Raw genomic sequence first — 21,935 nt, forward strand, 5'->3', positions numbered from 1 at the left:
GTCGACTTTTTGTAGAATTCGGCCTCTTTTTTGAACCGATTCCACCGCCTTGTGCGGGAGTCGAAGCTTAACTAAACGGTAAGAAGCTATGAAACGTACTTTTCAACCGAGCGTTCTGAAGCGTAAGCGCAACCACGGCTTCCGTGCTCGCATGGCCACCAAATCTGGCCGTCAGGTGCTGGCTCGTCGCCGCGCCAAGGGCCGCGCTCGCCTGTCTGCTTAATCGCTCAGATTATGCAAAGCGCATCAGTGGTGCGTTATACCTTTGAGCGGGAGTTACGTCTGTTGACTCCCGCTCAATTCAAATCTGTCTTTGCTAACCCTGTCCGGGCAGCACATCCCCACATGACCCTTCTAGCTGTAGTCAATGATCTGAACCATCCTCGGTTAGGATTGACTGTGGCCAAAAAGCATGTCAAAAAGGCGTGTCAGCGCAATCGTATCAAACGCATAGTCAGAGACGAATTCCGCTTACATCAACATGACCTTCCCGGCGTGGACATTGTGGCCATTGCCAAGAAAGGGGTTGATGACCTGGACAATGCCACTCTCCACAAGCTGGTAGAGAAGCTGCTTAAAAAGCTTTCTAAACGATGCAAAAGTTGCTCATCGGATTGATCCGACTCTACCAAAAGCTGCTGAGCCCGCTCCTGGGGCAAAATTGCCGCTTTCAGCCAACTTGCTCTCAATATGCGATTGAGGCCATCTCTGTTCATGGCTGTTTGAAGGGAAGTTGGTTAGCATTAAGACGAATATTGAAATGCCACCCCCTGCACCCGGGTGGCCGTGACCCCGTACCTCCAGCGAAATAAAGGTAGAGCTAAACCGGCATGGACTCTCAACGTAATCTTTTGCTGGTCTGTCTGTTGTTTGTCAGCTTCCTGCTCTGGCAACAGTGGAATGCAGATCAGAACCCACAACCTCAGCCCGTTGCTCAGCAGAGCAGCGCCCAGGTTTCCAATGAGGTGCCCTCCGGCACCGGTGTCGATCCCCTGCCGGCGCAGACTTCCACGTCAGGACAGTTGGTCACGGTAACGACCGACACCCTGAAGCTGGTTATCGATACCCAGGGCGGTGACATCATTGAATCCTCCCTGCTGCAATATCCGGTAACCCAGGACTCCGTCGAGCCCCTGAAACTGCTGCAGCGTCATAACGGCTTCAACTATGTCGCCCGCAGCGGCCTGATCGGCGCCCAGGGCCCCGACTCATCCGCCCAGCGTCCCGTCTACCAGGTAAGCGCAGACAGCTTTACCATGGGTGAACAGGGTGACCTGGTGGTGCCCATGAGCTACGTCGATGCCAACGGCATCCACTTCGAGAAGCGCTTCATCTTCACCCGTGGTCAATACGATGTCCGGGTCGAATACAAGGTAGACAACCAGTCCGGTAACAACGCCTCCATGCAGATGTTTACCGAACTGCGCCAGAGCATCACCGCTGAAGAAAGCAGCATGATGATGCCCACCTACCGCGGCGCCGCCTACAGCACCACAGATACCCGCTACAGCAAGTACGACTTCGACGACATGAAGGATCGCAACCTGGGCCAGGTCACCCCTGGTGGCTGGGTTGCCATGCTGCAACACTACTTCGTCACCGCCTGGGTCCCCTCTGCCGAGAGCCAGAACAGCATCTACTCCAAGGTGTATGCCGGCAGCGAAGGCGCCATCGGCGTCAAACAGCCTGTGACTACTGTCGCCGCAGGCCAGAGCGCCAGCTTTGACAGCCAGCTGTACATCGGTCCCAAGAATCAGGAAGCCCTGTCCGCCCTGTCAGAGACTCTGAACCTGGTGGTGGACTACGGCTGGCTGTGGTTTATCGCCGTGCCTCTCCACTGGCTTCTGACCGCCCTGCAATCCGTGGTGATCAACTGGGGTGTGGCCATCATCGGCATGACCCTGCTGGTGCGTGGTGCCCTCTACCCACTGACCAAGGCCCAGTACACCTCCATGGCGAAAATGCGCAAGCTGCAGCCCAAGCTGGAGGAGCTCAAGAAGAAGTATGGCGACGACCGTCAGCGCCTGAGCCAGAGCATGATGGAACTGTACCAGAAGGAGAAGGTCAACCCCATGGGTGGCTGTCTGCCGCTGCTGCTTCAGTTTCCCATCTTCATCGCCTTCTACTGGGTTCTGCTGGAAAGCGTCGAGCTGCGCCAGGCTCCCTTCATGCTATGGATCACTGACCTGTCGGTGAAGGATCCCTACTACATCCTGCCTCTGCTGATGGGGGCGTCCATGTTCCTGATGCAGAAGATGCAGCCGACCGCCCCGGGCATGGATCCGATGCAGCAGAAGATGATGCAGTACATGCCGGTGATCTTCACCGTATTCTTCCTGTGGTTCCCCTCAGGCCTGGTGCTGTACTGGCTGGTGGGTAACCTGGTGGCCATCACTCAGCAGTGGTACATCTACCGCTCCCTGGAAGTTCAGGGCCTGAAGTAAGCCACTTCGAACACTCTGAAAAGGCGGCATCTATGCCGCCTTTTTTTGTACAATAAAGAAAACTCTTTGAAACCTATCCCAATGACCATCACCACAGACACCATAGTGGCCCAGGCAACCGCCACGGGCCGAGGCGGCGTCGGCATCATCCGCATCTCGGGACCCAACGCCGAAGCCCTGGCCAAGGCCATCCTGGGCCGGCTCCCCAAGGTCCGCCAGGCGGAGTATCTGCCGTTCCGCGATGAGAAGGGCCAACAACTGGATCAGGGGATCGCCCTGCTGTTCAAGGCCCCCAACTCCTTCACCGGAGAGGATGTGCTGGAGCTGCAGGGCCACGGAGGCCCAGTGGTCCTGGACATGCTGCAGCGGGCAATCATCGCCACCGGCCTGGCCCGCTCGGCCCGCCCGGGGGAGTTCTCCGAACGGGCCTTCCTCAATGACAAGATGGACCTGGCCCAGGCCGAGGCGATCGCCGATCTCATCGAAGCCTCCTCCGAACAGGCGGCCCGCAGCGCCCTGAAGAGCCTGCAGGGGGAGTTCTCCGCCAAGGTGACCGAACTGGTGGAGCAGCTCACCGTGCTGCGCATCTACGTGGAGGCGGCCATCGATTTCCCCGACGAGGAGGTGGACTTCCTCTCGGACGGCAAGATTTCCGCCGATCTGCGGCAGGTGCAGGAGGCTTTGACCCAGGTGAGGGCCAGCGCCCGCCAGGGAGCGCTGATGCGCGAAGGGATGAAGGTGGTGATCGCCGGCCGTCCTAACGCAGGGAAATCCAGCCTGCTAAACGCCCTGGCCGGCCGCCAGTCCGCCATTGTCACCGACATCGCCGGCACCACCCGTGATGTCCTTCGCGAGCATATCCACATCGATGGCATGCCCCTGCACATCATCGACACCGCCGGCCTGCGTGAAGCCAGCGACGAAGTGGAGCGGATCGGCATCGAGCGCGCCTGGCAGGAGATCGAACAGGCTGATCGGGTGCTGATGATGGTGGACGGCACCGATACCAGCGACACCGATCCTCACCGAATCTGGCCGGAATTCATGGACAGGCTGCCCGAAGAGATGGGACTGACCATCATCCGCAACAAGTTGGATCTGACCGGTGAACATCAGCTTACCGAAGAGGGTCACGATTACCCCCTGTTTAAGCTCTCCGCCAAGACCGGTGAGGGAATGGAGCCACTGCGCCAGCACCTGAAGGCCTGTATGGGCTACCAGGGAGCCGGCGAGGGGGGATTCATGGCCCGCGGCCGTCACCTGGAGGCCCTGGCCCGCGCCGATGAACATCTGCAGCTCGGCCGTGAGCAGTTGGAGGTGTTCCAAGCCGGCGAACTGCTTGCCGAAGAGCTCCGCCTGGCTCAACAGGCCTTGACGGAGATCACCGGAGAGTTCAGCTCAGACGATCTGCTGGGCAGGATCTTCTCCTCCTTCTGCATCGGCAAGTAACCCCTTGGCCGCCAGGAAAAGAGGTACCATCAGGTACCTCTTTTTTTGGGCAAATAACCAACCCCCGGTCACCATAAACCGTCATTTCCAGACAGGGACTGCCCCCAGCCGCCGCTCTCCGTATAATGGAGACGGACACAATGAGGACCCCCCTATGACCCAACTCGCCCTGATCGTCGGCACCACCATGGGTGGTGCCGAGGCCGTCGCCGATGAGCTGGCGGAAAAGCTGCAAATCCACGGTATCGACACCGAGATCCATCTTAACCCCAGCCTGGAATCACTCATGGGAGTGCAAAACTGGCTGATCGTCACCTCCACCCATGGCGCCGGAGAGATTCCCGATAACCTCCACCCCCTGGCGGAGGCCCTACAAACCGCCGATCTTTCCGGCATTCACTACGCCATCTGTGGCATCGGCGACTCCAGCTATGACACCTTCTGCGGCGCCGCCAAATCCCTCGAAGATCGCATGCAGCAAGGCGGCGCCAAGGAGCTTGTGCATAAGATCGAGATCGATGTGCAGGGGCTGGATCTCCCGGAAGACAAGGCTTTGCTGTGGATCGATACCCTGATCCCGATCCTGTCGAACTGATCGTTATACAGATCTGATCCAAGGTTACCCACAGAATAGATCTCTATACACAGATCCTTGTGAGTAACTTTGGATCAAACTGGGATCCAACCTTGGATTAATCCACTCCCCTAGAGAGCTAAAGATTTGCCTGTGAATAAGATCGCGATCTGATCCCAGCTTTTCCGAGGGTAGATCGCGCTCTATTCACAGGGATCGATCGCCTTTAAGATCATGAAGATCAAAAGGAATTCAGGCTTAACCACAGAGATCGCGATCCCTAAAAAGAGTAATAACAAAGATCTTATATAAAGATCTTTAAGATCTATTAGCCGCCGCCTCGATCGCCGAGACTAAAAAATGACCATTTATCTCCGCTTCCGGCAATGCTAGAATGTCGCGCTTTTTCCAGGCCGGCTGATAAGGGGTAGTAAGGCAGATGCAGTCTCAGGATCAATATGACGTCATTGTGGTAGGCGGTGGTCACGCCGGTACCGAGGCCGCGTTGGCCAGTGCCCGCATGGGGGTAAGAACCCTGCTGTTGACCCACAACCTGGACACCCTGGGCCAGATGTCCTGCAATCCTGCAATCGGTGGCATCGGTAAGGGACACCTGGTCAAGGAGATCGACGCACTGGGCGGAGCCATGGCACGGGCGACCGATCGCGCCGGGATCCAGTTTCGCACCCTGAATGCCTCCAAGGGGCCGGCTGTGCGCGCCACCCGAGCTCAGACCGACCGCGCCCTCTATCGACAGGCGATCCAGAATATTCTGTTTGCCCAGCCTAATCTCACCGTGTTTCAGCAGGCGGTGGATGACCTGGTGGTGGAACAGGATCGGGTGGTCGGCGTGATAACCCAGGCGGGTGTGCGCTTCGATGCTCGCACCGTGGTACTGACCGTCGGGACCTTCCTCGGTGGCCAGATTCACATCGGGCTGGATCATTACCAGGGCGGACGGGCCGGCGATCCTCCTTCCAATGCCCTGGCCTGTCGTCTGCGTGAGTTGCCATTCCGCGTCGATCGGCTCAAAACCGGCACCCCTGCTCGCCTGGACAGCCGTACGCTCAATTACGACGTGATGCAGGAGCAACCTGGCGATACCCCCATTCCAACCATCTCCTTCATCGGTAAGGCGGAGGAACATCCCCGGCAGATCTCCTGTTTCATCACCCACACCAATGAGCAGACCCATGAGATCATTCGATCCAACCTGGATCGCAGCCCAATGTACGCAGGGGTGATCGAAGGAGTGGGGCCACGCTATTGCCCCTCTATCGAGGACAAGGTGATGCGGTTTGCCGACAAGAGCAGCCATCAGATCTTCGTGGAACCCGAAGGATTGAGCAGCATCGAGATCTACCCTAACGGGATCTCCACCTCCCTGCCCTTTGACGTGCAACTGAAGCTGATCCGTTCCATCCACGGTTTCGAAAAAGCGGAGATCCTGCGCCCGGGTTACGCCATCGAGTATGACTTCTTCGATCCCCGCGATCTGAAGTCCAGCCTGGAGACCCGCTTTATCGACGGCCTGTTCTTCGCCGGGCAGATCAACGGCACCACTGGCTACGAGGAGGCCGGCGCCCAGGGGCTGCTAGCGGGCACCAATGCCGCACTGAAGGTCCAGGAGCGCGATGCCTGGTCACCCAAGCGGGACCAAGCCTATCTGGGGGTGCTAGTGGACGATCTCTCCACCCTGGGCACCAAGGAACCCTATCGGATGTTCACCTCCCGCGCCGAATACCGTCTGCTGTTGCGTGAAGACAATGCCGATCTGCGTCTGACCCCGGAAGGTCGTGAACTGGGACTGGTGGATGATGAGCGCTGGGTGGCGTTTAACCACAAGCTGGAGGCGATCGAGCAGGAGAAGCAGCGCCTGCGCAGCACCTATGTGCAGAAGAGCGGCGTTCAGGCTGATGAACTCAACCCCCAGCTGAAGACCCCCCTGTCGCGGGAAGCCAGTTTGGAAGAGTTGATCCGCCGCCCAGAACTGAACTATGCCCAACTGATGCGGGTGACCGAGATCGGTCCCGGGCTGGAGGATCCCAAGGCCGCAGAACAGGTGGAGATTCAGATTAAGTACGCCGGTTACATCGAGCGGCAGAAGGATGAGATCGCCAAGGCCCAGCGCAATGAGCAGACCCTGCTTCCGGCAGAGATGGATTACAGCCTGGTATCAGGCCTCTCCAATGAGGTAGTGGCCAAGCTCAAGGAGCACAAGCCCGAGACCCTGGGGGCCGCCTCCCGCATCTCCGGCATCACCCCGGCGGCCATCTCCCTGCTGCTGGTCTACCTGAAAAAACACGGTCTGCTGCGAAAAACCGCATAACCGCCAAACGCGGGGCTTTCCAAGCCCCGCTCATCCCCGCATAATAACCTATTCTCTATTTTCCAAATCTGAAGGTACCTACACGTGTTAGCCACAAGGCTGGCCGACCTGGTTGCGCAGACCGATCTGCAGCTGAGCGGCAAGCAGATGGATCAGCTGGTGCTACTGGTCGAGCTGCTGAACAAATGGAACAAAGCCTACAACCTGACCTCGGTCCGTGATCCCCAGGAGATGCTGGTGCGTCACATCATGGACAGCATTGTGGTGGGACCCCATCTGCAGGGGCAGAGTTTCATCGACGTGGGTACCGGTCCCGGACTGCCTGGGTTGCCTCTGGCGATCTGCAACCCGGACAAATCCTTTGTCCTCCTGGACAGCTTGGGCAAACGGATCCGCTTCATTAGGACCGTGGTCCATACCCTGGGCCTGGACAATGTCACCCCGGTACAGAGCCGGGTCGAGGAGTATCAGCCGGAGCAGGGCTTCGACGGTGTGCTCAGCCGCGCCTTCGCCTCCCTCTCCGACATGCTGCTGTGGTGCCGGCATCTGCCGGGGCCACAAGGACGGTTTTACGCTCTGAAGGGGCAGCTGGACGCCGACGAGCTGGCTGCCATCCCGCCGGGGTTTGAGATTCTGGGGCAGCAGCCACTGCATGTGCCCGAACTCGATGCCCAGCGACACCTGGTATTTGTCAGAAACCATTCGTAGATTTTGGGGAACAGTCGATGGCAAGAGTGATTGCGGTAGCCAACCAGAAAGGGGGCGTGGGAAAGACCACGACCTGTGTCAACCTGGCCGCCTCCCTGGCCGCCACCCGGCGCAAGGTGCTGGTGGTGGATCTCGATCCCCAGGGCAATGCCACCATGGGCAGTGGTGTCGACAAGTACGAGGTGGAGCATACTGCCTACGATCTGCTGGTGGAGGAGACCCCGGCGGAGCAGGTGATCGTCAGGGATACCAGCGGCAAATACGATCTGATTGCCGCCAATGGTGATGTCACCGCTGCGGAGATTAAGCTGATGGAGTTCTTTGCCCGGGAGGTGCGTCTTCGCAACGCCCTGGAAAGGGTGAAAGATCAGTATGATTTCATCTTTATCGATTGTCCGCCGTCGCTGAACATGCTGACAGTGAACGCCATGGGTGCCGCCGATTCGGTGCTGGTGCCCATGCAGTGCGAATACTACGCCCTGGAGGGGTTGACTGCCCTCATCGACACCATCACCAAGCTGGCTGCAGTGGTCAATCCGGAACTGGCCATCGAGGGGATTCTGCGCACCATGTACGATCCGCGCAACCGTCTGGCCAATGACGTGTCCGATCAGCTGAAACAGCATTTCGGCGACAAGGTGTACCGCACCGTGATTCCGCGCAACGTGCGCCTGGCGGAAGCTCCCAGTTTTGGAGCTCCCGCCATCTACTACGACAAGAGCAGTGCCGGCGCCAAGGCGTACCTGGCATTGGCCGGAGAGATGTTGCGCCGTGCTGAGCGTAATGAGCTGGCCACAGAAGAGGTTTAAGGGGAAAGCATGTCAGCCAAGAAACGCGGATTAGGCAAGGGACTGGATGCCCTGCTGGGAACCAGCCAATCTGTGGTGGAGAAGCGGGAGCAGCAGATGCAGAGTGCCCCCCGCCCCGAACCGGTCACCGAAAAGCGGGATGGCGCCCTGGTGCATCTGCGACTGGAACTGTTGCAGAGAGGCATCTACCAGCCTCGTCGGGACATGTCCGAGGAGGCCCTGGAGGAGTTGGCGGAGTCTATCCGTCGCCAGGGGGTACTCCAGCCCGTGGTGGTGCGTCCCATCGATGGCGGCCAGTATGAGATTCTCGCTGGGGAGCGCCGTTGGCGTGCTTCCCAGATTGCCGGGCTGGACACCATTCCTTGCATCATCAAGCCGGTGGCGGATGAGGCGGCGGTGGCCATCGCCCTGATTGAGAACATTCAGCGTGAGAACCTCAACGCCATGGAGGAGGCGATCGCCCTGCAGCGCCTCGCCGATGAGTTCGATATGACCCACGCCGAGGTTGCCAAGGCGGTGGGTAAGTCCCGCACCACGGTGACCAACCTGCTGCGGCTGAACAACCTCAACGACGAGGTGAAGATTCTGCTGGAGCATGGCGACATCGAGATGGGCCATGCCCGAGCCCTGCTCAGCCTGGAGGGCGATGCTCAGACCCTGGCGGCCCGTGCTGTTGTGGCCAAGGGGATGACGGTTCGGGAAACCGAGAAACTGGTGAGCAAACAGCTGGAGCCCACACCGGTGAAACCGACCAAGGTGGTGGATCCCGACGTTAAGCGACTGCTCAATGACCTGACCGAGCGCCTGGGAGCCCAGGTGGCCATCCAACAGGGCAGCAAGGGCAAGGGAAAACTGGTGATCAGCTATGACAGTCTGGACCAGCTGGACGGGATCATAAGTCGCGTAATTGCAACCTAAGAACAAAAACCTCCCTCGGGAGGTTTTTTTCTGCTTGTGATCATATGCACAAACTAAATTTTTTTCGTACGGCAGGCATGGGCAAAAAATCGTTCGAATCACAGAATTTGTCATTTTTTATGCATGATAAAACCGTTAATTTTGTACTTTTGAATTCAATAAACAGATTAATCTGGCCGCAGTGAGTGGCGATGAGAGTGGTTTTTGACGGGTTATAATCAGCTCTTGTTGATCAATAACAAATATGGCTGACAACATGTGAGAAGCCCCGGGTTTTCAAGGTCTCACCATCCGTTCGGGATCACAGTTTTCCAACCTCCACTCGGTTGCATCGGCAAGGCAAGTAGGTATACTTTCGCTTGCTTTTAGGCAGATTAAGGGTTTTCGGACCCTCTCTTGAAAGATTACGGAGTCAAGGCGTTGAAACGAGACCCCAGGCGCAAAGGCCGGATAACCGCACTGCGGTTAGTGGCCGCTCAAGCAATAGTGGTTGCTCTGATCAGTACGCTTTGTTTCGTACTTTGGGGAGAGCAGCTGGCCCTGTCCGCCCTCATGGGTGGCAGTGTGGCGGTGATCCCCAACCTCGTTTTCGCAACTCTCACCTTCTCCCACCTGTGGGAAAAGGTAACCGGCAGCATGGTTAACGCCTTCTACCGGGGAGAAGCGATTAAGCTGATGCTGACCGTAACCCTGTTTGTGCTGGCATTTGCGGTAGTTAAATCTGACCCTAGGGCCGTGTTTGGCTGCTACATTTCCGCCCTCATGGTGTTATGGATGGCACCTTTGTTGTTTCAACGAAAACATTTGGGATGAATCATGGCTGCAAATCCGCAGGAGTATATTCTGCACCACTTGCAGAACTTGCAGTATCGCGCTGGTAGCTGCAGCGCCGATGCAAGCGAGTACTGTTTTTGGACTTGGAACGTGGATTCATTGCTGTTTTCGGTTGGACTCGGCGTTTTCTTCCTTTGGTTGTTCCGTTCCGTTGGTAAAAAGGCCACTACTGGCGTTCCCGGCAAGCTGCAGTGCTTTGTCGAGATGCTGGTTGAGTTCGTCGATACCAGCGTGAAGGAATCCTTCCACGGTAAGAATAAGCTGATCGCCCCACTGGCTCTGACCATCTTCGTCTGGGTTTTCCTGATGAACCTGATGGATCTGATTCCGGTTGATTGGCTACCCGCAGCAGCAGGCGCCGCTGGTGTTCACTACCTGAAAGTGGTTCCCTCCACTGACCTGAACATCACCCTGGCGATGAGCTGCAGCGTCTTCTTCTTGATGATCTTCTACAGCATCAAGGTGAAAGGCGTGTCCGGGTTCGTTAAGGAGTTGACGCTCCAGCCGTTTAACAACAAGTTAATGATTCCTTTTAACTTCCTGCTTGAGATTGTAGGACTGATCTCTAAACCTGTGTCTCTGGGCCTTCGTCTGTTCGGTAACATGTATGCAGGTGAGCTGATCTTTATTCTTATTGCTCTTATGTACACCGGTAACGTGGCTATCGGCGCGCTCGGCGGCTTTGCGCAGCTGGCGTGGGCGATCTTCCACATCCTGGTGATTACATTGCAGGCGTTTATCTTCATGATGCTGACAATTGTGTACCTCAGCATGGCTCATGAAGATCATTAATTTTTAAGACTAAGTAACAAATTAAGAGAAACTGGAGAATACGATGACTGCTATTGCTGTTGCTCTGCTGATTGGCCTGGGTGCTCTGGGTACTGCTATTGGTTTCGGTCTGCTGGGTGGTAAGTTCCTGGAGAGCGTTGGTCGTCAGCCTGAAATGACCCCTGCCCTGCAAACCAAGATGTTCATCATGGCCGGTCTGCTGGATGCGGTACCTATGATCGGTGTAGGTATCGGTCTGTACATCCTGTTCGTTGTTGGTGTTTAAGGCGACCCTTTAATCCAATGTCTATGTGTTCCGGATAGACCGGAGCCGACTTTGAATGGGTTTTGAGGAGGAGCCGTTGTGAATCTCAACGCGACTTTTATCGGTCAGACCATCGCCTTTATTGTCTTCGTCTGGTTCTGCATGAAGTATGTGTGGCCACCTTTGATGGCTGCCATCGAAGAACGACAGAAGGCAATCGCGGATGGCCTGTCAAACGCTGACCGAGCTTCCAAGGATCTCGAGCTGGCACAGGCGAAAATCAGCGATCAGCTGAAAGACGCCAAACTGCAAGCCGGAGAGATCATTGAGCAGGCGAACAAGCGTAAAGCGCAAATTGTCGACGAAGCTAAAGTTGAGGCGGAAGCCGAGCGTGCCAAGATCATCGCTCAGGGCCAGGCCGAAATCGAAGCCGAGCGTAACCGTGCCAAGGAAGCCCTGCGCAAGCAGGTTGCCGTTCTGGCCGTCGCCGGTGCTGAGAAGATTATTGAGCGTTCCATCGACGTTGACGCGCATAGCGACATCGTTGAGAAATTGGCTGCGGAGCTTTAACAGGGGAGAGGGCATATGTCTGAACTGACTACTGTTGCACGCCCCTATGCCAAAGCTGCCTTTGAGTTTGCAGCAGAGCATCAGGCTATCGACAAGTGGCAAACCCAGCTGGATTTTGCTGCCGCGGTAGCTGATAACGATGCGATTGCTGAGCTGTTGCATGGCGCCATTGCCGTTGAGCAACTCGCGGAGATCTTTATCAAGGTCTGTGACGAGAACCTCGACGAGTTTGGCCAGAACCTGGTGAAGGTGATGGCGGAAAATGGTCGTCTGGCTGTACTGCCTCAGGTTGCCACTCTGTTTAAGCAGATGGCCGATGAGCGGGCAAGCCTGGTGGAGGCCGATGTGGTTTCCGCAACAGAACTTAGTGACGAACAGAAGCAGAAGATTGCCGAGTCTCTGGAGAAACGTCTGGAGCGCAAGGTAAAGCTGAACTGCACTGTTGATCCGCAGCTAATTGCCGGTGTTGTAATCAACGCTGGTGACTTGGTCATTGATGGCTCGGTTCGCGGTAAGTTAAACCGCATGGCCGATACGCTGCAATCCTAACGGGGATTTAAGCATGCAACTGAATTCAACCGAAATCAGTGAACTGATCAAACAGAGAATTGAGAAGTTCAATGTTGTCAACGAAGCTCGCAACGAAGGTACCATCGTATCTGTAAGCGACGGTATTATCCGCATCCACGGCCTGGCCGACGTGATGCAGGGTGAGATGATCGAGCTTCCTGGCAACCGTTACGCAATCGCACTGAACCTGGAGCGTGACTCCGTGGGTGCGGTAGTAATGGGTCCTTACGCCGATCTGGCTGAGGGCGTAAAAGTTAAGTCCACTGGCCGTATTCTTGAAGTGCCAGTTGGCCGCGGTCTGCTGGGCCGTGTGGTAAACACCCTGGGTGAGCCCATCGACGGTAAAGGTCCTGTTGAGGCCGAAGGCTACGGCCCCGTTGAAGTGATTGCTCCCGGTGTTATTGACCGTCAGTCTGTATCTCAGCCTGTACAAACCGGTTATAAGTCCGTTGACTCCATGATCCCAATCGGTCGTGGCCAGCGTGAGCTGATCATCGGTGACCGTCAGACTGGTAAGACTGCGATGGCCGTTGACGCCATCATCAATCAGAAAGACTCCGGCATTAAGTGTGTCTACGTTGCGATTGGTCAGAAGGCCTCCACCATCGCCAACGTGGTGCGCAAGCTGGAAGAGCACGATGCCCTGAAGAACACCATCGTAGTGGTTGCCTCCGCTTCTGAAGCGGCTGCTCTGCAGTACCTGGCCCCCTACTCCGGTTGTACCATGGGTGAGTTCTTCCGTGACCGTGGTGAAGATGCTCTGATCATCTACGATGACCTGTCCAAGCAGGCCGTCGCCTACCGTCAGATCTCCCTGCTGCTGCGTCGTCCCCCAGGCCGTGAAGCCTTCCCCGGTGACGTATTCTACCTCCACAGCCGTCTGCTGGAGCGTGCAGCCCGGGTAAACGCCAACTACGTTGAGCGTTTCACCAACGGTGAAGTGAAAGGACAGACCGGCTCTCTGACCGCTCTGCCAATCATTGAAACTCAGGCTGGTGACGTATCTGCGTTCGTACCTACCAACGTGATCTCCATTACCGATGGTCAGATCTTCCTGGAAACCGACCTGTTTAACGCCGGCCTGCGTCCTGCGGTAAACCCCGGTATCTCCGTATCCCGTGTAGGTGGTTCCGCGCAGACCAAGATCATCAAGAAGTTGTCCGGTGGTATCCGTACCGCACTGGCACAGTATCGCGAACTGGCGGCCTTTGCTCAGTTCTCATCTGACCTGGATGACGCCACCCGTGCCCAGCTGGAGCATGGTGAGCGCGTTACCGAGCTGATGAAGCAGAAGCAGTATGCGCCTCTGAGCGTGGCTGACCAGGCCGTTGTCATCTTCTCTGCAGAGAAAGGCTTCCTGTCTTCCGTACCAGTTAACAAGATTGGTGACTTCGAAGCGGCTCTGCTCTCCTACGTGAACGCCGAACATGCCGACCTGCTGAAGCTGATCAACGAGACCGGAGACTACAACTCCGATATCGAGTCTCAGCTGCAAGCTGCTCTGGACAAGTTCGTAGCGACTCAAACCTGGTAACAGGGGGAGATAGAAGATGGCCGGCGCTAAAGAGATCCGTACCAAGATCGCGAGTGTGAAAAACACTCAGAAGATCACTTCTGCCATGGAGATGGTGGCTGCTTCGAAAATGCGTAAAGCGCAGGATCGCATGCACGCCAGCCGTCCCTACGCAGAGAATATGCGAAAGGTGATTGGTCACGTAGCGCAGGGCTCTCTGGAATATAAGCATCCCTACCTGGAAGAGCGTGAGGTGAAGAACGTCGGTTTTATCGTCGTTTCCACCGATCGTGGACTGTGTGGCGGCTTGAACATCAATATGTTCAAGCAGGTGGTGAAAGCCGCGACCGAATGGACCCAGAAAGGCGCGAAAGTGTCCTATGCGGCCATCGGTTCCAAGGGCGCAGGTTTCTTCCAGAGCTTTGGTGGTGACGTTGCTGCACAGGCCACTGGCCTGGGCGACACCCCCAGCCTCACCGACCTGATTGGGTCCGTGAAGGTCATGCTGGATGCCTACAACGAGGGCAAGCTGGACCGCCTGTACGTGGTGTACAACAAGTTTGTGAACACCATGAAGCAGGATCCGGTGATCGATCAGCTTCTGCCGTTGCCAAAAGATGACACCCAGAAACGAGCTCACGCTTGGGACTATATCTATGAGCCCGATCCGAAAGCTCTGCTGGATAAGCTGCTGGTTCGCTACGTCGAATCTCAGGTTTATCAGGGTGTAGTTGAAAATGCCGCGTCTGAACAGGCTGCCCGTATGGTTGCAATGAAGTCCGCAACCGACAACGCAGGCAACCTGATTGACGATCTGCAACTGGTGTACAACAAAGCCCGTCAGGCTGCGATTACGCAGGAACTGTCGGAGATTTGTGCCGGTGCAGCGGCGGTGTAAGGCAGCGGAAACGAGATAATCAGAGGATTAATCATGAGCACAGGTACTGTCGTTCAAGTGATCGGTGCGGTAGTTGACGTGGAGTTCCCACAAGACGCCGTACCACAGGTATACGACGCCCTGCACATCGACAACGATGGCGCTAAGCTGGTGCTGGAAGTACAGCAGCAGCTGGGTGGCGGTGTTGTTCGTACCATTGCAATGGGTGCGTCCGAAGGTCTGCGTCGCGGACTGGTAGCTACCAACACCGGTAGTGCAATTAAGGTTCCAGTGGGCACTGCCACTCTGGGCCGTATCATGAACGTTCTGGGTGATCCCATCGACGAGTGCGGTGAGATCGGCGAGGAAGAAACGTGGGAAATCCACCGTGAAGCGCCCAGCTACGAAGACCAATCCAGCGCCACCGAGCTGCTGGAAACCGGCATCAAGGTAATCGACCTGGTTTGCCCCTTCGCCAAGGGTGGTAAAATCGGTCTGTTCGGTGGTGCGGGTGTAGGTAAAACCGTAAACATGATGGAGCTCATCAACAACATCGCCAAGGCACACTCCGGTCTGTCTGTATTCGCCGGTGTGGGTGAGCGTACTCGTGAAGGTAACGACTTCTACTACGAGATGGCCGAATCTGGCGTAGTTAACCTGGATGACAAAGTTCAGTCCAAGGTAGCCATGGTTTACGGTCAGATGAACGAGCCACCAGGAAACCGTCTGCGTGTAGCACTGACCGGTCTGACTATGGCTGAGAAGTTCCGTGACGAGGGCCGTGACGTACTGTTGTTCGTGGACAACATCTACCGTTACACCCTGGCCGGTACCGAGGTGTCCGCACTGCTGGGTCGTATGCCCTCTGCGGTAGGTTACCAGCCGACTCTGGCGGAAGAGATGGGTGTTCTGCAGGAGCGTATTACCTCCACCAAGACAGGCTCCATCACCTCCGTACAGGCGGTATACGTACCTGCGGATGACTTGACTGACCCGTCTCCTGCGACCACCTTTGCTCACCTGGATGCGACCGTAGTACTGAGCCGTGACATTGCGGCCCGCGGTATCTACCCGGCGATCGACCCATTGGATTCCACCTCTCGTCAGCTGGATCCCCTGGTCATCGGTCAGGAGCACTACGATGTGGCTCGTGGCGTGCAGTCTAACCTGCAGCGCTACAAGGAGCTGAAGGACATCATCGCCATTCTGGGTATGGACGAACTGTCTGAGGAAGATAAGCAGACCGTAGCCCGTGCCCGTAAGATTGAGCGTTTCCTGTCTCAGCCCTTCTTCGTAGCCGAAGTATTTACCGGCGCTCCCGGCAAGTACGTTTCTCTGAAAGACACCATCTCTGGCTTTAAGGGCATTCTGTCCGGCGAGTACGATGAACTGCCTGAGCAGGCGTTCTACATGGTTGGTGGCATCGACGAAGCCGTCGAGAAAGCTAAGAAACTGTAATCCGGTTGCGGAGAGGATGAGATGGCAGCTATGACACTTCATTTGGATGTAGTCAGTGCGGAAGAAAGCATTTTCTCTGGCCGCGTTCAGTACCTGCAAGTCACAGGTGTTGAGGGCGAGCTGGGGATCATGCATGGCCACACTCCATTGCTCACCGCCATTAAGCCCGGTATGGTTCGCATCAGAAAGCAAGACGACAGTGAAGAGGTAATCTACCTGTCAGGTGGCATTCTCGAGGTTCAACCCGATAATGTCAGCGTGCTGGCTGATGTGGCCATTCGTGCTGAAGATATTGACGTCGAAGCTGCGGAAGCAGCCAAGCGTTCCGCCGAAGAGCATATGGCGAAAGCCTCTGCTGACCTCGATTACGAGGCCGCGGTTATCGAGCTGGCGAAAGCGATGGCACAACTCCGAGTTGTTGAGACCATCCGCAAGAGCCTGGGCAAATAGGTCCGGCCTCGCTATGAAAAAGGGCGCCCATTGGGCGCCCTTTTTATATCTATTTTCGGTAAGCCTGCCTCGACGACACCTCCATTCCTCAATGGCGACGGTCCAGTTGCAGCAGCATCAACAGGCTGATGATGATCAGCAGCACCGCCGGAAGCACCCAGGGGCTGGGCCAAGGCTTGCCCTGAAGGACGTTGATCAGCAGCACCAGGGCCGGACTCAGAAGGGCATAGGCGTTGGCGGAGCTGCCGCCCACCACCAGGCTGGCGGACTGGAACAGGAAGAAGGTGAGCATGGTGGTGGCCGTGGCCAACCACAGGATCGCCCCACCCTGGATCAGGGTCGGCCACACCCATTGGGGCTGCATCAGCAGCAGCGCCAGGGTCAGCCAGACGGTGCCGGTGATCAGTGACCAGCCGGTGACCGTCAGCATGGGTTCACCCCGGTGCAGGGTTTTGAGCAGCAGCGGATAACCTCCCATCAGCAGGCAACCGATGACATAGAGGCTGTTGCCTATCGGCCAGCCGCCCTGGGTCAGCACCGCCAGCTCCCCTTCGGTCAACACCCACAGGGCGGCGGCCACCCCCAGTCCCAGGGCCAGCACTCGAACCGGGTGGGGCGCCTGCCTGGTCACCAGCCATCCCATCAGGCAACTGAGCAGGGGGACCAGGGTAGTGAGGCTGCCCATGGCCAGGGCGGAGGCGGTTTCGCCGGCGAAAAACATCAGCAGGAAGAAGCCGGTCATCGGCAGGCTGATCAGGGCGAAACGCCCCACCGCCCGCCAGCCGGGCCAGTTCAGCTGACGATAGCGGGCCAGCAGCAGGATGAAACCCAGGGAGGCGATGGCGAAGCGGCCCCAGGTGGTCCACAGGGGGGAGAATCCCGGCCCCATAAAGGCAGCGATGGGAAATGAGGTGCTGATCAGCACCGCGTAGAGCAGCAGGCCCAGGTGGGCCCGGACGACGGGGTGTTGCGGCATTGGGAAATCCGGTGGTGACAAGGAAACGGCGGAGCCGCGATGACTCCTTCGTTGTTATAGCATCTTTTGGTGGATCGCCTCGATTCGGTGTTGCAGAAATGGCTGAAACAGCACGATAAGTGCCCTGTTGGCGCTGCCTGTGGCTGAGGTGGCTGAATCACCGCTTTTCTGTGGCCGTCCGTTGCCGGCCGTCCCTCCTATCCGGCCTCCCGCCGGTGGAGCTGATTTTCCCGTGATGAGTGGGTATACTTTGGCGCCTTAACGACCAATCTTGAACGGAACACCATGACTCTGGAAATCGTCATCCTTGCGGCGGGCAAGGGAACCCGCATGCGCTCCTCTCTGCCCAAGGTGCTGCACGGCATCGCAGGCAAGCCCATGGTTCAGCATGTCATCGATGCCGCGGCGGCCCTGTCACCGGTAGCCACCCACCTGGTGTATGGCCACGGTGGTGAACAGCTGCAATCGGCGTTGTCCCACAACGAGGTGAACTGGGTGCTGCAGGCGGACCAGCTGGGCACCGGCCATGCGGTGGACCAGGCTTCCGGCGACTGGAGTGATGACAGCAGGGTGCTGGTGCTCTACGGTGATGTGCCGCTGATCCGCACCGAGACCCTGGAGCGACTGCTGGCGGTACAGCCGCACAACGGCATCGGCCTGCTCACCGTCAACCTGGACGATCCCAGTGGTTATGGCCGCATCGTCCGTAACAACGGCAAGGTGACTGCCATCGTCGAGCATAAGGACGCCTCCGCGGCGCAGCTGGCCATCGATGAGGTCAACACCGGTATCCTGGTGGCACCCGGTGGCGCCTTGAAGCGCTGGTTGTCCAGCCTCTCCAACGACAATGCCCAGGGGGAGTACTACCTGACCGACGTCATCGCTATGGCGGCCGCCGAGGGAGGCGTGGAGACCGCCCAGCCCGAGACCGCCATCGAGGTCGAGGGGGCCAACAACAGGGTGCAGCTGGCGACCCTGGAGCGTGCCTTCCAGGCCCGGGCCGCCGAGGAGGCGATGCTCGCCGGTGCCACCCTGGCCGATCCCGCGCGTTTCGATGTGCGCGGCCAGTTGACCTTGGGGCAGGACGTATTCATCGATGTCAACGTGGTGATCGAAGGCAGGGTGGAGATCGGCAGCAAGGTCACCATTGGTGCCGGTTGTGTGCTGAAGGATTGCCGCATCGGTGATGGAGCGGTGCTGAAGCCCTACACCCTGGTTGAGGAGGCGACCATCGGTGAGATCTGCACCGCCGGCCCCTTCGCCCGACTGCGCCCCGGTGCCGAACTGGTGCACGACAGCCACATCGGCAACTTTGTCGAGATGAAGAAGGCGAGCCTGGGGCGGGGCTCCAAGGCCAACCACCTGGCCTACATCGGCGACGCTAAAGTCGGGGAGAAGGTGAACATTGGCGCTGGCACCATCACCTGCAACTATGACGGCGCCAACAAGCACCTGACGGTGATCGAGGACAACGCCTTCATCGGTTCCGACACTCAGTTGGTGGCTCCGGTGACCGTGGGCAAGGGTGCGACCGTAGCCGCCGGCTCCACCGTCACCAAGGATGTGGGCGAGGGCGAGCTGGTGCTGACCCGCATCAAGCAGCGTCACATCGGCAACTGGCAGAGGCCGGTGAAGAAGCCCAAGTAGGCGCTCATCAGGTTAAAAAAGCGGCCACCCGGGCCGCTTTTTTAATGGGCTCTATTGTGCACAATCCGTAACCTAATTTATACTTCGAAGCTTTCGTTGCGAAACTTAAGGCCGTCATGTCGAAACGTAATACCCAACAGCGGCGCCACACCATCATCACCCTGCTCAATGAGCTGGGGGAGGTCAGTGTGGAGAACCTGGCGCGGGAGTTTCAGACCTCTGAAGTGACCATCCGCAAGGACTTGGCGACCCTGGAGGCCAGCGGTCTGCTGCTGAGGCGGTACGGAGGTGCGGTACCCGTGCCCCAGGAGATCGTCAGTGACGATCCCGCCCATAAGGTTTCTAAACGAAAGCGGGCCATTGGCCGGGCGGCCGCGGCCCTAATCGGGGATCATCAGCGCATCATCATCGATTCCGGCCGCACCACCGCCGCCATGATCCCGCAGTTGGGAAGCAAGCGTGGCCTGGTGGTGATGACCAACTCCCTCAACGGCGCCAACGCCATCCGCGAGTTGGAGAATGAGCCCACCCTGCTGATGACAGGCGGCACCTGGGATCCCCACTCCGAGTCCTTCCAGGGACAGGTGGCGGAACAGGTGTTGCGCTCCTACGATTTCGACCAGCTGTTCATCGGCGCCGATGGCATCGATGTTTCACGTGGAACGACCACCTTCAATGAGCTGATCGGCCTCTCCAAGGTGATGGCGGAGGTCGCCCGTGAGGTGGTGGTGATGGTGGAATCCAACAAGGTGGGACGTAAGATCCCCAACCTGGAACTGCCCTGGGAGAAGATCGGCGTACTGATTACCGATGATGGGCTGTCCGGTGAGGCGACGGCTCAGATAGAGATTCATGGGGTCCGAGTAATCCGGGCTTCCAGCCAAAGTTAATGGAGAAACGATTATGTGTGGCATTGTAGGGGCGGTCGCCCAACGTGATGTGGCGGAGATCCTGGTCGAGGGTCTCAAGCGCCTGGAGTACCGGGGGTACGACTCCGCCGGTATCGCCATCATCAACGAACAGAGTGAACTGTCGCGGATACGCCGGGTGGGCAAGGTGCAGGAACTGGCCAGTGCCCTGGCTGAACAGCCCCTGAGCGGCGGCACCGGCATCGCCCACACCCGCTGGGCCACTCATGGTGAGCCCAACGAGCGCAACGCCCACCCCCACCAGTCCAGCGGCGACATCGCCGTGGTGCACAACGGCATCATCGAAAACCACGGCCCCCTGCGTGAGCGTCTGAAGGGGCTGGGTTATCAGTTTGAGTCCGACACCGACACCGAGGTGATCGGTCACCTGGTTCACCATGAGCTCGAGTTCCACGACTCCCTGCTGGCGGCGGTACAGGCCACCGTTAAGCAGTTGGAGGGGGCCTACGGCACGGTGATCACCGATCGTCGTGACCCCTTCCGGGTGGTGGTGGCCCGCTCCGGCAGTCCCCTGGTGATCGGCTATGGAGTGGGTGAGCATTTCATCGCCTCCGACCAACTGGCCCTGCTGCCGGTGACCCGTCGCTTCGCCTTCCTGGAGGAGGGTGACGTTGCCGAGGTGACCCGTCGTGAAGTGACCATCTTCGACGCCGAGGGTAACCCGGTGGAGCGTGAGGTGAAGGAGTCTGAGGTGTCGCACGAGGCCAGCGACAAGGGGCCTTACCGTCACTACATGATGAAAGAGATCTACGAGCAGCCTCTGGCCCTGCAGCGCACCCTGGAGAACCGTCTCCAGATTGGCATCGTCGCCCCCGATGCCTTCGGCGAAGGGGCCGATGAACTGCTGGCCAATGTGAAGCACGTGCAGATCATCGCCTGTGGTACCAGCTACCACGCCGGCATGGTGGCCCGTTACTGGCTCGAGCAGCACGCCGGGGTCTCCTGTAACGTGGAGATCGCCTCCGAGTTCCGTTACCGCAAATCCCACGTATTCCCCAACAGCCTGCTGGTGACCATCTCCCAGTCCGGTGAAACCGCCGACACCCTGGCGGCCCTGCGTCTGGCCAAGGAGATGGGCTACGAGTCCAGCCTGACCATCTGTAATGTGCCCGGCTCCTCCCTGGTGCGTGAGTCCGACATGGCGTACATGATGAAGGCCGGCGCCGAGATCGGCGTGGCCTCCACCAAGGCGTTCACCGTGCAGCTGGCGGCGCTGCTGATGCTCACCGGCGCCATCGGCCGCCACAACGGCATGGATGAGACCGAGCTGGGCAACCTGGTGCAGAGCCTGCAGTCTCTGCCCACCAAGGTGGAGCAGGCCTTGAGCCTGAACGAGGAGATCGAGGCCCTGGCGGAAGATTTCGCCGATAAGCACCATGCCCTGTTCCTCGGCCGCGGTGACCAGTATCCCATCGCCATGGAGGGGGCCCTGAAGCTGAAGGAGATCTCCTACATCCACGCGGAAGCCTACGCCTCCGGCGAGCTGAAGCACGGTCCCCTGGCGCTGATCGACGCCGACATGCCGGTGATCGTGGTGGCGCCCAACAACGAACTGCTGGAGAAGCTCAAGTCCAACGTCGAGGAGGTGCGCGCCCGTGGTGGCCTGATGTACGTCTTCGCCGACAAGGAGGCCCAGTTCGAGTCTGACGACACCATGAAGGTGCTGCCGGTGCCCCACTGCGACGAGTTTATCGCCCCGGTGATCTACACCCTGCCCCTGCAGCTGCTCTCCTACTACGTGGCACTGATCAAGGGAACCGATGTGGATCAGCCCCGCAACCTGGCCAAGTCGGTGACCGTGGAGTAGAACCCGCAGAGTGGGGGCGATCAGCTGTGGGAGAGTA

Annotated in this window: 23 protein-coding genes; 22 read left to right on the forward strand and 1 reads right to left on the reverse strand. The window is 58.0% G+C overall.

The annotated features are described in order from the left end of the window. The first annotated feature begins 88 nt into the window (after positions 1–88). The 19 genes from rpmH to FCL40_RS16710 all read left to right on the forward strand — a co-directional run bounded on the left by rpmH (position 89) and on the right by FCL40_RS16710 (position 16,539). The gene (gene rpmH / locus FCL40_RS16620; RefSeq protein ID WP_028110358.1) at positions 89–223 is read left to right on the forward strand and encodes a 50S ribosomal protein L34; all 135 of its coding nucleotides are present in this window, start codon (positions 89–91) and stop codon (positions 221–223) included. Positions 224–249: 26 nt separating this feature from the next. Next, complete coding sequence (gene rnpA / locus FCL40_RS16625) at positions 250–618, forward strand: ribonuclease P protein component (protein ID WP_136854452.1); 369 nt, start codon at positions 250–252, stop codon at positions 616–618. After that, positions 594–812, forward strand: a complete 219-nt coding sequence (yidD, locus tag FCL40_RS16630; protein WP_136854427.1) for a membrane protein insertion efficiency factor YidD — start codon at positions 594–596, stop codon at positions 810–812. The genes rnpA and yidD overlap by 25 nt, the downstream gene beginning before the upstream one ends. An 18-nt stretch (positions 813–830) precedes the next feature. Beyond that, a complete protein-coding gene (gene yidC, locus FCL40_RS16635) occupies positions 831–2,444 on the forward strand; it encodes a membrane protein insertase YidC (RefSeq protein ID WP_136854428.1) in 1,614 nt (537 codons plus the stop codon). An 81-nt stretch (positions 2,445–2,525) separates the two neighbouring features. Next, positions 2,526–3,893 carry a tRNA uridine-5-carboxymethylaminomethyl(34) synthesis GTPase MnmE gene (mnmE, locus tag FCL40_RS16640; protein ID WP_169307165.1) on the forward strand — a complete coding sequence of 456 codons (1,368 nt, stop codon included), beginning with the start codon at positions 2,526–2,528 and terminating at the stop codon, positions 3,891–3,893. Positions 3,894–4,047: 154 nt separating this feature from the next. After that, positions 4,048–4,488 (forward strand): FMN-binding protein MioC, encoded by a 441-nt coding sequence (gene mioC / locus FCL40_RS16645; protein WP_136854429.1) that lies wholly within the window; start codon positions 4,048–4,050, stop codon positions 4,486–4,488. A gap of 418 nt (positions 4,489–4,906) precedes the next feature. Beyond that, entirely contained in the window at positions 4,907–6,796 is a 1,890-nt protein-coding gene (mnmG, locus tag FCL40_RS16650; protein WP_136854430.1) for a tRNA uridine-5-carboxymethylaminomethyl(34) synthesis enzyme MnmG, read from the forward strand. 84 nt (positions 6,797–6,880) lie between these two features. Further along, positions 6,881–7,504, forward strand: a complete 624-nt coding sequence (gene rsmG / locus FCL40_RS16655; protein WP_136854431.1) for a 16S rRNA (guanine(527)-N(7))-methyltransferase RsmG — start codon at positions 6,881–6,883, stop codon at positions 7,502–7,504. Positions 7,505–7,521: 17 nt separating this feature from the next. Next, positions 7,522–8,313, forward strand: a complete 792-nt coding sequence (locus FCL40_RS16660) for a ParA family protein (protein ID WP_136854432.1) — start codon at positions 7,522–7,524, stop codon at positions 8,311–8,313. 9 nt (positions 8,314–8,322) lie between these two features. Then, positions 8,323–9,231: a ParB/RepB/Spo0J family partition protein gene (locus FCL40_RS16665; RefSeq protein WP_136854433.1), complete on the forward strand. Its 909-nt coding sequence runs from the start codon at positions 8,323–8,325 to the stop codon at positions 9,229–9,231. A 396-nt stretch (positions 9,232–9,627) separates the two neighbouring features. Next, entirely contained in the window at positions 9,628–10,044 is a 417-nt protein-coding gene (locus tag FCL40_RS16670; RefSeq protein WP_136854434.1) for an ATP synthase subunit I, read from the forward strand. A 3-nt stretch (positions 10,045–10,047) separates the two neighbouring features. Further along, positions 10,048–10,857 carry a F0F1 ATP synthase subunit A gene (gene atpB, locus FCL40_RS16675; protein WP_028110368.1) on the forward strand — a complete coding sequence of 270 codons (810 nt, stop codon included), beginning with the start codon at positions 10,048–10,050 and terminating at the stop codon, positions 10,855–10,857. Positions 10,858–10,900: 43 nt separating this feature from the next. Beyond that, on the forward strand, positions 10,901–11,122 hold the full coding sequence (gene atpE, locus FCL40_RS16680) for a F0F1 ATP synthase subunit C (protein WP_028110369.1): 222 nt from the start codon (positions 10,901–10,903) through the stop codon (positions 11,120–11,122). A 78-nt stretch (positions 11,123–11,200) separates the two neighbouring features. Then, positions 11,201–11,671 (forward strand): F0F1 ATP synthase subunit B, encoded by a 471-nt coding sequence (atpF, locus tag FCL40_RS16685; protein WP_136854435.1) that lies wholly within the window; start codon positions 11,201–11,203, stop codon positions 11,669–11,671. 15 nt (positions 11,672–11,686) lie between these two features. Next, positions 11,687–12,220, forward strand: a complete 534-nt coding sequence (gene atpH, locus FCL40_RS16690; RefSeq protein WP_136854436.1) for a F0F1 ATP synthase subunit delta — start codon at positions 11,687–11,689, stop codon at positions 12,218–12,220. Positions 12,221–12,233: 13 nt separating this feature from the next. Further along, complete coding sequence (gene atpA / locus FCL40_RS16695) at positions 12,234–13,775, forward strand: F0F1 ATP synthase subunit alpha (protein ID WP_136854437.1); 1,542 nt, start codon at positions 12,234–12,236, stop codon at positions 13,773–13,775. Positions 13,776–13,791: 16 nt separating this feature from the next. Beyond that, positions 13,792–14,652, forward strand: coding sequence for a F0F1 ATP synthase subunit gamma (gene atpG / locus FCL40_RS16700; RefSeq protein ID WP_136854438.1), 861 nt, complete (start codon positions 13,792–13,794; stop codon positions 14,650–14,652). A gap of 33 nt (positions 14,653–14,685) precedes the next feature. Continuing rightward, complete coding sequence (atpD, locus tag FCL40_RS16705) at positions 14,686–16,089, forward strand: F0F1 ATP synthase subunit beta (protein WP_136854439.1); 1,404 nt, start codon at positions 14,686–14,688, stop codon at positions 16,087–16,089. A 21-nt stretch (positions 16,090–16,110) separates the two neighbouring features. Beyond that, positions 16,111–16,539 carry a F0F1 ATP synthase subunit epsilon gene (locus FCL40_RS16710; protein ID WP_136854440.1) on the forward strand — a complete coding sequence of 143 codons (429 nt, stop codon included), beginning with the start codon at positions 16,111–16,113 and terminating at the stop codon, positions 16,537–16,539. Between the two features lie 88 nt (positions 16,540–16,627). Here FCL40_RS16710 and FCL40_RS16715 read toward each other — a convergent pair whose 3' ends face one another. Further along, positions 16,628–17,515, reverse strand: a complete 888-nt coding sequence (locus FCL40_RS16715; protein ID WP_136854441.1) for a DMT family transporter — start codon at positions 17,513–17,515, stop codon at positions 16,628–16,630. A 285-nt stretch (positions 17,516–17,800) separates the two neighbouring features. Here FCL40_RS16715 and glmU point away from each other — a divergent pair, with 285 nt between their 5' ends. The 3 genes from glmU to glmS all read left to right on the forward strand — a co-directional run bounded on the left by glmU (position 17,801) and on the right by glmS (position 21,898). After that, positions 17,801–19,162 carry a bifunctional UDP-N-acetylglucosamine diphosphorylase/glucosamine-1-phosphate N-acetyltransferase GlmU gene (glmU, locus tag FCL40_RS16720; protein ID WP_136854442.1) on the forward strand — a complete coding sequence of 454 codons (1,362 nt, stop codon included), beginning with the start codon at positions 17,801–17,803 and terminating at the stop codon, positions 19,160–19,162. Between the two features lie 116 nt (positions 19,163–19,278). Continuing rightward, on the forward strand, positions 19,279–20,052 hold the full coding sequence (locus FCL40_RS16725) for a DeoR/GlpR family DNA-binding transcription regulator (protein ID WP_136854443.1): 774 nt from the start codon (positions 19,279–19,281) through the stop codon (positions 20,050–20,052). A gap of 13 nt (positions 20,053–20,065) precedes the next feature. Continuing rightward, on the forward strand, positions 20,066–21,898 hold the full coding sequence (glmS, locus tag FCL40_RS16730) for a glutamine--fructose-6-phosphate transaminase (isomerizing) (protein ID WP_136854444.1): 1,833 nt from the start codon (positions 20,066–20,068) through the stop codon (positions 21,896–21,898). Positions 21,899–21,935: the final 37 nt, after the last annotated feature.

It is taken from the genome of Ferrimonas sediminicola, from assembly GCF_005116715.1.
In the GTDB taxonomy this organism is placed as follows: Bacteria; Pseudomonadota; Gammaproteobacteria; order Enterobacterales; family Shewanellaceae; genus Ferrimonas; species Ferrimonas sediminicola.

Excerpts from the sequence above, each read along its gene's own strand:
- rpmH (WP_028110358.1), top strand. The coding sequence starts at position 89 with ATGAAACGTACTTTTCAACCGAGCGTTCTGAAGCGTAAGCGCAACCAC.
- yidD (WP_136854427.1), top strand. The coding sequence starts at position 594 with ATGCAAAAGTTGCTCATCGGATTGATCCGACTCTACCAAAAGCTGCTG.
- yidC (WP_136854428.1), top strand. The coding sequence starts at position 831 with ATGGACTCTCAACGTAATCTTTTGCTGGTCTGTCTGTTGTTTGTCAGC.
- mnmE (WP_169307165.1), top strand. The coding sequence starts at position 2,526 with ATGACCATCACCACAGACACCATAGTGGCCCAGGCAACCGCCACGGGC.
- mioC (WP_136854429.1), top strand. The coding sequence starts at position 4,048 with ATGACCCAACTCGCCCTGATCGTCGGCACCACCATGGGTGGTGCCGAG.
- mnmG (WP_136854430.1), top strand. The coding sequence starts at position 4,907 with ATGCAGTCTCAGGATCAATATGACGTCATTGTGGTAGGCGGTGGTCAC.
- FCL40_RS16660 (WP_136854432.1), top strand. The coding sequence starts at position 7,522 with ATGGCAAGAGTGATTGCGGTAGCCAACCAGAAAGGGGGCGTGGGAAAG.
- FCL40_RS16665 (WP_136854433.1), top strand. The coding sequence starts at position 8,323 with ATGTCAGCCAAGAAACGCGGATTAGGCAAGGGACTGGATGCCCTGCTG.
- atpB (WP_028110368.1), top strand. The coding sequence starts at position 10,048 with ATGGCTGCAAATCCGCAGGAGTATATTCTGCACCACTTGCAGAACTTG.
- atpE (WP_028110369.1), top strand. The coding sequence starts at position 10,901 with ATGACTGCTATTGCTGTTGCTCTGCTGATTGGCCTGGGTGCTCTGGGT.
- atpH (WP_136854436.1), top strand. The coding sequence starts at position 11,687 with ATGTCTGAACTGACTACTGTTGCACGCCCCTATGCCAAAGCTGCCTTT.
- atpA (WP_136854437.1), top strand. The coding sequence starts at position 12,234 with ATGCAACTGAATTCAACCGAAATCAGTGAACTGATCAAACAGAGAATT.
- atpG (WP_136854438.1), top strand. The coding sequence starts at position 13,792 with ATGGCCGGCGCTAAAGAGATCCGTACCAAGATCGCGAGTGTGAAAAAC.
- atpD (WP_136854439.1), top strand. The coding sequence starts at position 14,686 with ATGAGCACAGGTACTGTCGTTCAAGTGATCGGTGCGGTAGTTGACGTG.
- FCL40_RS16710 (WP_136854440.1), top strand. The coding sequence starts at position 16,111 with ATGGCAGCTATGACACTTCATTTGGATGTAGTCAGTGCGGAAGAAAGC.
- FCL40_RS16715 (WP_136854441.1), bottom strand. The coding sequence starts at position 17,515 with ATGCCGCAACACCCCGTCGTCCGGGCCCACCTGGGCCTGCTGCTCTAC.
- glmU (WP_136854442.1), top strand. The coding sequence starts at position 17,801 with ATGACTCTGGAAATCGTCATCCTTGCGGCGGGCAAGGGAACCCGCATG.
- FCL40_RS16725 (WP_136854443.1), top strand. The coding sequence starts at position 19,279 with ATGTCGAAACGTAATACCCAACAGCGGCGCCACACCATCATCACCCTG.
- glmS (WP_136854444.1), top strand. The coding sequence starts at position 20,066 with ATGTGTGGCATTGTAGGGGCGGTCGCCCAACGTGATGTGGCGGAGATC.